This is a genomic window from Furfurilactobacillus rossiae DSM 15814 (assembly GCF_000428925.1).
Lineage (GTDB): Bacteria > Bacillota > Bacilli > Lactobacillales > Lactobacillaceae > Furfurilactobacillus > Furfurilactobacillus rossiae.
The window spans coordinates 37575-49696 of record NZ_AUAW01000017.1; the positions used below are offsets into that span (position 1 = coordinate 37575).

A 12122-nucleotide genomic window follows, 5' to 3' on the forward strand; every position below is an offset into this window, starting at 1 on the left:
AACTACACCTACTTTTGCGGCTGAACAGCAGATGATTCGCCCATAACTTTCTCTTCGTAAGTAATAACATGGGCAGGATACTCGGGAAAGTCAAAACCAAGTTGATCTGCAACAATTCGCGCTGTTTCAATGAACAGTTGGCTGGCAGTTTGCAATGATTGCCATGTTGCCGCCGTGCTATCCAAACGATATGTTCCAATCAGCTTATCGTAGTCCTCTGTCGGTAATTTATCCTTTAGTCGACTGTCATTCTTACCAACACTGATCTGAAAGTTAGTGTTAACGCCCACTGACCACTCCAACATTTTTAAGAGTTCTGCACGGACTGGCGTTTCCATATATTGGTTGGCATACAACAGCTCACCACGTTTGAGTCCCTTCATGACGTACAAGCTGACCCAGAAAAACTCATTTACACAATTTTGATAGTCCTCTTCCGTTGGTTGAGCAATGTGAAAATCCCAGTCAGAAGTCTCAGGTTGTGCCTGAACCGGATGATCCTTGTCAAAAATCACGGTATTCAAGTGCTCAGCCGCTAAATAAGCTTCCATGTCCCCGACACAAGCAATCTTGAGATCTAGACGATTGCCGTCCGTAAACTGCATTAAATATGGGTACCATGGCTGCATTGTGCCACTAAACAGTGCACCCGTTGGCTTTTGCATCATCAATCGCTCGCCAAACACATTTAGCCAGTCATCATTTTGCCGAAACGGTGTCGGGTCCTTTACAAAATAAGTAATATCAAAGTCTGCAAACTGATCCTGGTGGGCCGCCGGATTGTTACGTGAACCCTCCATGCCAATCGCCCGAATATTATCGTCCTTCTCGGCAACGGACTGAATCAATGTCATCATTTCTTGTGCGCTACGCTGTGTCATGATGTTCCTCCTAACAACCCCAAACTCACGGTTACTCTTATGAGCAATTATAGCGCAGGTTTTGACGCAGGTCTTTGATTAGCCCTAGTTAAACATACGCAAAAAAGTCCGTTTGAAACGAAAAAAGATGGTTTTATCAGCAGGAAATGTGCTGGTAAAACCATCTGATAAACCATTACCTAGAAAGCATGTTTAAACTAGTTAATTTCAATATTGTGATTACGTTCTTCATTGGCATCCGTCTTAGGCAACTTGATGGTCAATACACCGCCATCGTAATGCGCTTCAATGTTGTCACGATCAACGTTTGGCAAATAGAATGAACGATTTACATTACTGTAACTACGTTCATGGCGAAGAACACGCCCATCATCATCTTTGTCCTCACGGTCGTTTTCATGTTCAGCTTGAATGGTCAACGTATCATTGTTGTATTGCAAGTTAATGCCATCTTTTTTAAAACCAGGCAACTCGGCACTTACTTCGAAATCCTTGTCATGTTCAACCACATCGGCGCGCATTGAGCCACCGTGACGTGTCATGTCAAACATGTTACGTGGGAAACCAAAGAAAAAGTCGTCCTGAGGGTCGTTAAAATCATCATTTCTTAAATCGTAACGCATATCAAAAGCCTTCCTTTTCAATAGTCTTAAATGGTTATTCCCATCTACACAGATTATATTAGTCAGTATTGGTCAAACTTTCAAGTGTTTTGACTTATTATTTCAAATTATTGCAGTCTGTGTACAGGCGAGTTCGTTTGATGCGGTCGCGTTTCGCAGACCGAAAACGCCGTCCCATGAGGAACCGTTTCAGCCTCCTGAGAACCGGAGTCTTCAACCTCGATTCTGAGCCTCAGCCCGTCTCAGAACTCGTTCCACACTACTAAATGGTCAAAGTACGCCCATTAAGTAGTGTCGACATGGGACTCTGTTTCCAGTCTGCTCCACTCGGCTACACAGCGGTTTTCACTGTACTGTTGTGTCTTGCTAACAAATTTTGAAACAATAAAAGACCGCGAACTTTTTATGAATTCGCGGCCTTACTGTCTATACTGTTTAGTAGGTTTCATCTTCAACCAAACCACCGTTTGGCTTCAACTCATTTACGCCCAATTCTTTACCCAAAACAAGTAATGCGTCTTCACGCGTCTTGATTTGATCCATATCCCAAATTGCGGAATGAATGGATGAATCATCGTAATCAAATTGTTCAAAGTAAATATATGGGTCTGAGTTACGGTCTTCTGAAGCTGCGATAATCTTAGTCGAGAAGCCATGCGCCCAATCCCGATCGTCTAATTTCGGAAAGTCCTTTACTGAAATAAAGCCCTTGTCTGCAATAATATCTAGGGCTTTCTTAACGTCGGCATCGTCATATTCAATGTTGGCATCATTATATTGTCCGTTCTCGTCTGCCATCATCAGCATCTCCTCTTTATTTATAAATCCAGCATAGCACTGTGTTTTTTAAATGGTAAGCGAATTCACTCTTTTATGCTGGCCATCCTAATATCTGTCGTTCCAGCAAATAGAGGCGCCGTTTCATGGGACCGGTCTCAGCCCGAAAGGCACGGTCTTCGACCTCGACTTGAAGCCTAACCCCGTCTTCAAGCTCGTCCCGCACTCACTAAGCGGCTCAACCCTTGCCGCTAAGTGGTGCCTTCACGAAATTCTGTCTCCATTTGCCTCCACTATGTAATGTTTGGTTTCTTTCAACATTTAGATAAAAGTCTAAGCTTATAATTGTCGGTTGCTCGTTACTATAGAAGCGAGAGGGTGTCAACATTGAAACCAAGTCGTGAAAGTAACGTTAATTCGGTGATTTGACCGAATTTAGGTTACGGACGGTCGGAAAGACTCGCGGTCTTCACGAGGCTTTACGGCGAGGTGAAAGACCACGCTTTTCAGGGGGCTTGAGCCGGTCCCACGACGGAGTTTCAATGTTGGCGGCCGTAAGCGACAGCATAAATGACTAAACATAGAAGACACAACGTATTAGAGCAGTGTTTAAGGTCAATAATGACAACTTAATCGTTACTTATTTGCGAATAAGCGCGTAAAGTGTTTTGTTCTCTATAGCTGGCGCGTTATAATTGTGGCAGACTTTTGAAACAAGAAATGGGGAATATTCCGTTGGATAGTGGTGAAATAATTAGCAACTTAGTCATTATGCTAATTACTTTTGTATTTGCTACCTTTTTCGTGGCGGCTGAATTTGCGCTGGTGCAAACGCGGCCAAGTGTTCTGGAAGAAGAACAGGACAAACGCGAAAAGACATCAAAGAAGATCGATGTGGCCACCAGAATGGTCCACAACTTAAATGAATATTTATCAACAACACAGGTTGGGACCACACTGTGTGGGATCATCCTTGGTTGGATTGGTGAAGAAACAGTAACAACGATGTTGGTTGACCTGTTTGGCATCGTTAACCTCAATTTCAACACAACCTTGGCACATGCTATCGGTTCTGTTGTTGGGATTATCTTGCTGACTTACTTTGAAGTGGTTATCACCGAAATCGTACCAAAGAACATCGCGATTGACCGGCCATTCCAAGTTTTGATGTTGGTTGTTACGCCTTTGCGTTACTTCCACGTCGCTTTCTACCCATTCGTTTGGTTACTGAACACTTCAGCAAACGGAATCGTGAAAATGATGGGGATGAAACCTGCATCTGAAAGTGATGAAGCCTTTAGCCAGGCTGAAATTCTGAACTTGTCACGAAACGCCGTCTCAGGTGGTGAGCTGGACCAAGAAGATTACGTGTTCATTCAGCGAGCGTTTGAAATGAACGATAAAGTTGCCCGTGACATCATGATTGACCGCACACAGTTGGAAGTCGTTGACGTCACTGACACCGTTAAAGATGCCTTGCAGGTCTACCTGACTGAACAATTCAGTCGCCTTCCTGTCGTTGCTGACGGTGACAAAGATAAAATTCTGGGTTACGTCTTTAACTATGACTTAATTCGTCAAAGTCAGGTCGATGATTCCATCAGTGTTGCGAAAGTGTTGCGGAATATCATCACGGTTCCTGAAACCATGCCAATCCAAGATGTTTTGAAACAAATGATCAACAAGCAAACGCCAATCGTTGTGGTTGTTGATGAATATGGTGGTACTTCTGGGATCGTTACGGATAAGGATATCTACGAAGAACTATTTGGCACTGTTCATGACGAGATCGACGATGTTTCCGACGAATATATCTTCAAGCAAGACGATGGCTCTTACCATGTTTCCGGGAAGATGACGTTGTATGACTTTGAACGTTACTTCCAAACGGATATCAAGAAGTTTGAAGAGTCAGAAGTGGTTACGCTGACGGGTTACATCATCGAGGCTGATCCAGACATCAAGGCCGGGGATAGTTATCAAATTGGTGACTTCCAGTTTACCGCTCTTGATTACGAAAACGCCTATATTAACTGGTTTGAAGTGATTCGTAAACCTGTTGAAAATGATGAAACAAATAGTGATTCCGAAGCACAAGATACAAATGAAGACTAATTCTTTAAAGTAAAAGACCAATCAAACGTCTGCAAATGACGTTTGCCTGGTCTTTTTTGCATCCAATTTATTTCAAAATCCGTTTCAACATGGCATCGCCGATATGTAAATCTTCGCTATGATAATGCTGTGCACGAATTCGAACCGGATCACCACCATGATAATATTCATACATTAACTGCCGTTGACCAAAACTTTCCCCACTAACATCCCAGCTCAGGTTAAGTAACTTAGCACGATACTCGGCCGACATTAATGTGCTACTCATCATTTCATCCAGCACGTGTCCTAACTTTCCATCAAAATCACGGCCGTCCGGCACACCCATCATTGATCCTGCACCAAGTTTTTGAATTGTTGTTAACGCTAATTCGTACATTTTCGGCAACTGAGCACGAATCGCAAGCAACGGTTGCAAGTTTGGGCCAAATACACCTCTGTCATCCATTGAACCGGTTAGTTCTGAATTAACCAACGCGCCGCGAACTAACTCCAAATTAGCCGTTAGGTTGCCCAACATTTCCTGAACGTTTAAATATTTGTCAACACCAAGACGCTGTGCTAGTTCAATGGCCAGGCTCGTCACAAATTCAAGTTTGACCGACCCTCGCGCCTGGTCCTGTAATGTTGTGTGCTGAAATAAGCCACTTTCTGTAAAGAATTGATTTGATTTTTCTACATCCTGAAAAACAAACACATCTGACCAAGGAATAAAGACATCTTCAAATATGATGTAAGCATCAATTTCATCAAAAGCATTACTCAATGGATAGTCAAACTCACTATGATCTGGTCGATTAAAAGGCTTTCTGCAAATAATAGATAATCCATCAGAATTGATTGGCAACCAAAACGCCAGTGCATAATCCTCATCTCCCGGCGCTAACGTTGGTGTGTTAAAGATTAGCAGTTCGTTAGATAGCGGTGCTAAGGTGTTTACCATCTTAGCGCCACTAACGTAAATGCCTTCATTAGTAACTTTGCTGGCTTTCATTCCTGTAGCGCCCTTTGTGACTTCATGCAGTTCTTTTGAACGATCTATCTGCGGGTTTTGCAACGCATGAGATACAAATACATCAGACTGTTTGATCCTGGCACAGTACGAATCAGCATTGGATGAAAAGTTGGCGTATTTATTGCATCCCAAAAACTTTGTGTGCGCAGCAAAAGCTGGTATTCCGGAATCAATAAAATCTGGTGTCCGACCCAACATGCCATATGATTGGATCGCAATGTCTTGATATACGCACCGTTTGGCCGTCAGATCCTGAATCGTATGCGGTGTTTTAAAGACAATGTCGTATTGTTGCCCATCTTCCGCATACATATGCGTCTCTGGATGTGTTTGCTGTAAGCGATAATAAGCATTCACATATGATAACGTCTTAATAAAAATAGGCTCCTTAGACGGGCTATCCAGTTTTTTACCGTTTAAATAGACTGACCGACCATCATCTAAATCTGATGCTAACAACATTGAAAACTCCCCCAGTTTCAATTTTTCTGTGTTCATGCATATGTTTCTGCTATTTGTTCCTTACACGATAGTCCAGTTCAGCCAACTGACCGGCACGTGATACGTTCACTAATTCAAAGTTTTTTGCCTGCTCACCCGGTTGCCAAAGCTTTGGACCAGCACCAAGAAACGCAGGTGCAACAAACAATCTCAAATCATCGATAAGTTCGGCCTGAATTAAGGCACCGACAATCTCACCGCCACCCACAATCCAGATTGCCTTTCCTGATTTTTGACGCAATTGGTCAACGAGTGTCACAACATCTCCCTGATAAGGCTGCACACCATCTGCTGCGGCAATATCATGATGAGTGAGAACAATACTGTTAAGATTCTTGTAGGGGTATGTATCCGAATGATCAATCACATAGTCATACGTAGTCCGGCCCATGATTAAGGTGTCAATTTCGCCCATCAAACGGTCATAACCGGCATCCCCGTCAACAGCCGTATTTGTTAACCAGTCTAGTCCCCCATTGGCATCAGCTAGTCGCCCATCAAGACTAGTAGAAACGTACAAAATTACAGGTCTCATTTTTCTTGAACCTCCTGCAAGTCTGACGCAGTGATACCGAACATCTTCATCAAGAACTTTGGCACACCGTCTTCATCGACGGGAACAGTTGTTGTCGCCGCCTGATCAATCACTACTTGTGGAGAATCAGCCATCGCAACGCTGGTCTGCGCCTCGCTAAACATCGGCGCATCATTGAGTCCATTACCGAACACAATAGTATGCGCAGCGTCGATACGTAACTGTTGTTGCACCGACCTTAGCGCAGTTGCCTTACTGACACCCTTGGGAATTAACTCGATGTTCCACGGATTTGATGCTGACAATGAGAATAAACCAGTCTCGGCAAACGCCTGACGCGCTAACGCCAGCTTGTTGTGGTCGTGTGACACCGCTAGGCCGTTTGTAATTGTATCAGCAATCGTTTTAACATCGGCGATATCGTTCAAGTAAATCGTACCGGTGTCAACGCCGCGGCGTAAGAATCGCATGTGCTCAATCGCCTCGTGTTCAGTAGATGTGTGAAAAGTATCCTTCAAGTTGAACAAACGGAGCGTTAACCCGTAGCGCTCACAAATTTCATACGCAGCGATGGCGGCATCCGAGCCAAGCAGCGTTTGATGAATCTGCTTACCTTGCGCAATTACGGCGCCATTAGAACAAATGACGTTCATGTCTGGACTCAGCTGGTTGCCAATCGACCGCGCCAATGCAAGCAATCGTCCACTAGCAATATATGTTTCGTGGCCATCCGCACGAAGTTTGGCAAACACCGCCTTCGTCAGGGGTGACACAATTTGGCTCTTCGGAATTAACGTGCCATCAATATCTGTAACAATTAAATAATGTGTCATTAACAATTCCTCCGTTAACACCATTTTACGCCTGTTCATGATGCGTCTGGAAGCTAGATTGTGAATCGTCAAGACTGGTTTCAAAAAAATCCTTGCTGTACACTCAACTTAAATCAAAAACGAGGAGTTCATATGCATGACGACATTAAACATTCGCTACATATCTATTGAAGGAAACACCCGCAGTTTCGTCAGCCACCTTGCTGAATATGCTGACAAACAGCATGAAGAAAATGCTGACAAACCCACACTGAAGGTTGAAGAAATCTCTGAACAATCAGATTTTATCGATGAAACAGAGCCCTACTTTGCGTTTGTTCCGACCTATCTAGACGGCGGCAATGGCATCGACAATGGCGTTAAAGAGCTAATGACAAATGTCCTTGGTGAATACATTGCCTATCATGATAACCGTAAGCAATGTTTAGGCGTGATTGGTTCTGGTAACCGTAATTTCAACGAACAATATTGTTTAACAGCACGTCGCTATGCCGACAAATATGGCTTCCCGTTTTTAGCCGATTATGAGTTGCGCGGAACGACCCGCGACGTCGCTCGCATTTATGATTTAATCGTTAAAACGGCCATTCAAGCGGCCAAATAAAAATATCCTGAACAATGGGCACGTTCGCAAGTGCCGCATTGTTCAGGATATTTTTCATTTAACGAATCATTATTTCGAAATTTTAGCTTGTTGTTTGACCCGTTCTGAGTGTGCGCGCCAATAAACGGCAACCAACGCAATCATCTGCACACCACCAACCGCCATGAATAAAACGGGGAATGTTGCATAATCTAGCATAAAGCCACCAAATAGTGGACCCAATGCACGGCCAAACGCAATCGCCATGTTGGCAAAGCCTTGATAGCGGCCGGCTTCACTAGCCGGCGCTTTAACTGCGATCCAAGCCGGCAAGGCCGGATGACCAATCATTTCACCAAACGTAAGCACGATCATAGTGACCACAAACATTGCGTAGGTCCGGGCAAAAATTAGCATAAAGAATGACGCTGCGAATAGAGTGATCCCAACAACAATGACGTTTTCAATCTTAAATCGCTCACTCCAGCGCGTAATTACTGGCTGTAACAACACGATAATGACCCCGTTCAAGGTCCACAACAGACTATAATTCAACACAGGAATGCCTAAATTGGTCATGTGAACCGAAATCACACTTTCCCATTGTGAGTATGCCAGGTTAATCGCCAACAACAACACTAAAATCAAGGTAATCAAAACAGTTGGCCGTGAACGCTTTGATGTGACATTGCTCTTAGTATCCTTATATTGTGACGTTGACCTGTTCGTTTGTGTTTGCGGCTTAACATTAAAGTGTAAGGCCACGACAAGCGTCAACGCTGCGTAACAAACGGCAGCAATGATGAAAACTGTCGTAATACCAAACTTAATGGCATAGCCGACAATCAACGTCCCAATCACAACACCGATATTCATTGACACGTAAAGCATGTTAAACACATGCCGTGTCGAGGTAGACTTCACCCACGTGGCCAGTGAATTCAAAATGGTCATGTTAACGCCGTCGCCGAATCCGACGACTAGCAACAAAATGCCATATATCGGCCAACCATGCCAGAATATCAAGGCGACCACAGCTAAAGTAGCCAATGCTGCTGACAGTACTCCCGTTTGATATGGTTTCCAGTGATCAAATAAATAACCGCCGACTGAATCACCGACAATCATCATCAAGGACATACCTAATAACACCAGTCCCGATAAAGTAAGTGATTCATGAAGATAATTATGTAGATAAATCGTCGTCAGTGGCCATAAGAAACTCGCCCCGCTGTTATTCAACATGGATGCTACAAACAACCAGCTAAATTTAACTTCTGAACGTTGGGATGACAGAAAAATCCACTCCTTTGAGTTCGTTTGTCCTACTTACTTCATTCTATCACGACGCCTATATTAGGTCGCCTATGAACGGCTAATTGATATTTCTTCACAAGAATAGTTATGTAAGTTGCTTACTTTAAATTCGTATATTGCCGTTTTATAAAGTTCGTTTCGTTTACGTTTAAATTAAAAACATGTAAAAAATTTACAAATGCTCATTTATTCACTTTAAATTCAACCGTTTGCCTGCTATGATGTAAACGTAAACAAATAAGGACACATAAAGGAGATTGCTTCATGAAAGCTGCTGTTGTTAGAGAACCAGTCGACGGATTTGTTGACGTTAAAGATGTTACATTACGTGATTTAAAACCTGGTGAAGCTTTAGTAGATGTTGAATACTGTGGCCTTTGTCACACTGACCTTCACGTTGCTGCCGGTGACTTTGGTGAAAAGCCTGGCCGGATTATCGGTCATGAAGGTGTTGGGATCGTTTCTAAGGTTGCTGATGGCGTTGATGCCGTTAAAGTTGGCGACCGTGTATCTATCGCTTGGTTCTTCAAGGGCTGTGGCCACTGTGAATACTGCCTAACTGGCCGTGAAACACTTTGCCGTAACGTTGAAAACTCTGGCTTCACCGTTGACGGTGCGATGGCTGAACAAGTTATCGTTGACGCTAACTACGCCGTTAAGGTTCCAGATGGCTTGGACCCTGTTGAAGCAACTTCCTTAACTTGTGCCGGTGTTACGATGTACAAAGCAATCAAAGTTGCTGATGTAAAGCCTGGCCAATGGGTATCTGTTGTTGGTGCCGGTGGTTTAGGTAACTTGGCTATCCAATACGCTAAACACGTATTTGGTGCCCACGTCGTTGCCGTTGATGGTAACCCTGACAAATTGCAAGCTGCTAAAGATGCCGGTGCTGACTTGCTGATCAACCGTCACGATGGTGATGTTGACAAGCAAATCCAAGAAAAGGTTGGCGGTGTTCACGCTGCCTTGGTTACTGCTGTTACTACTGCAGCCTTCGACCAAGCCGTTGACTCACTCCGTCCTGATGGTAAATTAGTTGCCGTTGCCTTACCACAAGGTGACATGAAGTTGAACATTGCTAAGACGGTTCTTGATGGTATCGTCGTTGCTGGTTCATTGGTTGGTACTCGCCAAGACTTAGCCGAAACATTCCAGTTCGGTGCTGAAGGTTTGGTTCACCCAATCGTTAAGACTCGTAAATTATCAGAAATTAACGACATGATCCAAGAATTAATGGACAACAAGGTTGTTGGCCGTAACGTCGTTGACTTCGTTCATAACAAGTAACCAGTGCGAACAACCGCGGTAGGAAGCGAGCACTAATAGAAAATCGGTTGTTGGCGCATTTTGCCAATGATCGATTTTTGATTAGGCACAGCTTTCTGCGGTGGCGAATGCGACGATGCTAAACCAGTGCGAACAAACCACATTCAGGAAACACAAACAAGATTTTAAAAAATCATGCTCATCCTTCCTGATAGACAATATAGGAATGTCCCCTTTCCAATAAGTGTATTATTTCAAGGCCTGGATTTATGTACATAAAAATGTACATAAATCCAGGCCTGAGTTATACTATGTCTAAACTATCTAAAGGGGGGTCTCTTTCATGGCAGTAAATGTCTCTGCAACTAGTGTCAGCGATTTTCGAAAAAACTTTAAATCATATGCTGATGACGTTAGTGATCTTAATGAACCGCTGATTATAACGCGCCCTAAGCAAAAGAATGTCGTTTTAATCAGCGAACAAGAATATAATTCCCTAAAAGAAACAAACTATTTATTAGCAACATCTGCTAATCGAAAAGCGCTTCAAGCCTCTCTAAATCAAATTGATCGCGGTCAAGGTCACATTCTGACACCTGAGGAATGGGAGAACCTCCAAGATGATTAAGTTCAATATTGTTTTCTCCCCAATAGCTTGGAATGAATACGTCGCATGGCAACAAGAAGACAAAAAGACACTAAAACGAATCAATAAGCTTATCAATGATATTCAACGGCGGCCTTTTGCTGGTTTGGGAAAACCTGAACCGCTAACATATGAATTATCAGAAACATGGTCGCGGCGAATTGACAAAGAAAATCAAATTGTCTATAGCGTGACCGATACGGCCATAACCATCTTCCAGCTTAAATATCATTACTGATCGTTTAAAATTAATCTATCTTGGCAAAAAAATGTGCTACGCCTATCTCGAACATCGTTATAAAAATAGCAATCATCATTGCAGGTGGGAAAACCGTTAATGTAAGTACTAACCCTGTTACTTTAATGGCAATATCAATAATCACAGCCCGGTCCGATAACGTATACAGCAGTCCAAGCGACAGATCGTCGTTTGCCACATTCACTGAATGTGAGATTGCCATGTTACTGAAGGTCACAGCAAGAACGACCACGCCGTAGAATGCTTGCGCCGTGGGATTATCAAAATTGTCCGCGACTAAACTGGTCGTGTATGGAAATAAAGAAGCAAAAAACAACATTAGTAGCGTGCAAATAACCGTTTGAGCATTGACCAATTTTACTTGTTGCCAATTATTGTGATGGGTCATCCACATGAGGCCAATCCAAAAGAATGATAAAGCATAGGCAAAAAAGTTAATGCGTAAGTCCCACAAGCCAGCAGGTGGACATGACCCAGTCAAGTAAACAGTCGAAATAATATAAATTAACTTGCTTTGCGAACGGTCTGATTCCGATATTCATTCGGAGTCAGGCCGTTTAGTGTTTCTTGCGGACGACCATTGTTATACCAGTCGATCCCAGCGTCGACTAAGGCGACAAGTTCTTTGAACGTGCCGGCCGGTCGTAGATCAAACCATTCATCTTTGATATGACTCCAAAAGGTTTCCATGGCGCCATTATCAATAGGTTTACCACCACGAGACATACTGTGTGTGATGTGATGTTGACGTAATTCTAAGTCATAGATTCG

14 protein-coding genes are annotated in these 12122 nt (G+C 43.3%); 5 read left to right on the top strand and 9 right to left on the bottom strand.

What is annotated here, in order from left to right; all coding sequences use genetic code 11:
• Positions 1–8: 8 nt before the first annotated feature.
• From G400_RS15070 to G400_RS0110260, 3 genes are all read right to left on the bottom strand, one after another.
• Positions 9–881: an aminoglycoside 6-adenylyltransferase gene (locus G400_RS15070; protein ID WP_017261585.1), complete on the bottom strand. Its 873-nt coding sequence runs from the start codon at positions 879–881 to the stop codon at positions 9–11.
• Between the two features lie 197 nt (positions 882–1078).
• Positions 1079–1504 carry an Hsp20/alpha crystallin family protein gene (locus tag G400_RS0110255; protein ID WP_017261586.1) on the bottom strand — a complete coding sequence of 142 codons (426 nt, stop codon included), beginning with the start codon at positions 1502–1504 and terminating at the stop codon, positions 1079–1081.
• Between the two features lie 435 nt (positions 1505–1939).
• Positions 1940–2305, bottom strand: coding sequence for a hypothetical protein (locus G400_RS0110260; RefSeq protein WP_017261587.1), 366 nt, complete (start codon positions 2303–2305; stop codon positions 1940–1942).
• A 711-nt stretch (positions 2306–3016) separates the two neighbouring features.
• Here G400_RS0110260 and G400_RS0110265 point away from each other — a divergent pair.
• Complete coding sequence (locus tag G400_RS0110265) at positions 3017–4396, top strand: hemolysin family protein (RefSeq protein ID WP_017261588.1); 1380 nt, start codon at positions 3017–3019, stop codon at positions 4394–4396.
• 67 nt (positions 4397–4463) lie between these two features.
• On the opposite strand, the gene G400_RS0110270 is transcribed toward G400_RS0110265, so the two are convergent.
• Genes G400_RS0110270 through G400_RS15075 form a run of 3 tightly spaced genes read right to left on the bottom strand, consistent with a single transcriptional unit; the run spans position 4464 to position 7280 of the window.
• A complete protein-coding gene (locus tag G400_RS0110270) occupies positions 4464–5873 on the bottom strand; it encodes a 4-hydroxyphenylacetate 3-hydroxylase N-terminal domain-containing protein (protein ID WP_017261589.1) in 1410 nt (469 codons plus the stop codon).
• Between the two features lie 49 nt (positions 5874–5922).
• The gene (locus G400_RS0110275; protein ID WP_017261590.1) at positions 5923–6447 is read right to left on the bottom strand and encodes a dihydrofolate reductase family protein; all 525 of its coding nucleotides are present in this window, start codon (positions 6445–6447) and stop codon (positions 5923–5925) included.
• Complete coding sequence (locus G400_RS15075) at positions 6444–7280, bottom strand: HAD family hydrolase (protein WP_017261591.1); 837 nt, start codon at positions 7278–7280, stop codon at positions 6444–6446. Before G400_RS15075 ends, G400_RS0110275 begins: the two co-directional genes overlap by 4 nt.
• Before the next feature lie 136 nt (positions 7281–7416).
• On the opposite strand from G400_RS15075, the gene nrdI reads away from it, so the two are divergent.
• Positions 7417–7884, top strand: coding sequence for a class Ib ribonucleoside-diphosphate reductase assembly flavoprotein NrdI (gene nrdI, locus G400_RS0110285; RefSeq protein WP_017261592.1), 468 nt, complete (start codon positions 7417–7419; stop codon positions 7882–7884).
• 69 nt (positions 7885–7953) lie between these two features.
• Here nrdI and G400_RS0110290 read toward each other — a convergent pair whose 3' ends face one another.
• Positions 7954–9123 (bottom strand): MDR family MFS transporter, encoded by a 1170-nt coding sequence (locus G400_RS0110290; RefSeq protein WP_263640340.1) that lies wholly within the window; start codon positions 9121–9123, stop codon positions 7954–7956.
• A gap of 321 nt (positions 9124–9444) precedes the next feature.
• Here G400_RS0110290 and adhP point away from each other — a divergent pair, with 321 nt between their 5' ends.
• From adhP to G400_RS0110305, 3 genes are all read left to right on the top strand, one after another.
• On the top strand, positions 9445–10467 hold the full coding sequence (gene adhP / locus G400_RS0110295) for an alcohol dehydrogenase AdhP (protein WP_017261594.1): 1023 nt from the start codon (positions 9445–9447) through the stop codon (positions 10465–10467).
• Between the two features lie 322 nt (positions 10468–10789).
• On the top strand, positions 10790–11074 hold the full coding sequence (locus G400_RS0110300; protein WP_017261595.1) for a type II toxin-antitoxin system Phd/YefM family antitoxin: 285 nt from the start codon (positions 10790–10792) through the stop codon (positions 11072–11074).
• A complete protein-coding gene (locus G400_RS0110305; RefSeq protein ID WP_017261596.1) occupies positions 11067–11330 on the top strand; it encodes a Txe/YoeB family addiction module toxin in 264 nt (87 codons plus the stop codon). Before G400_RS0110300 ends, G400_RS0110305 begins: the two co-directional genes overlap by 8 nt.
• A 10-nt stretch (positions 11331–11340) precedes the next feature.
• Here the strand turns inward: G400_RS0110305 and G400_RS15080 are convergent, their stop codons facing one another.
• Together G400_RS15080 and G400_RS0110315 are read right to left on the bottom strand one after the other, a co-directional pair.
• Positions 11341–11832, bottom strand: coding sequence for a TMEM175 family protein (locus G400_RS15080; RefSeq protein WP_049973573.1), 492 nt, complete (start codon positions 11830–11832; stop codon positions 11341–11343).
• Positions 11833–11855: 23 nt separating this feature from the next.
• On the bottom strand, positions 11856–12122 hold a 267-nt coding region (locus tag G400_RS0110315; RefSeq protein ID WP_027827224.1), incomplete at its 5' end, for an integrase core domain-containing protein.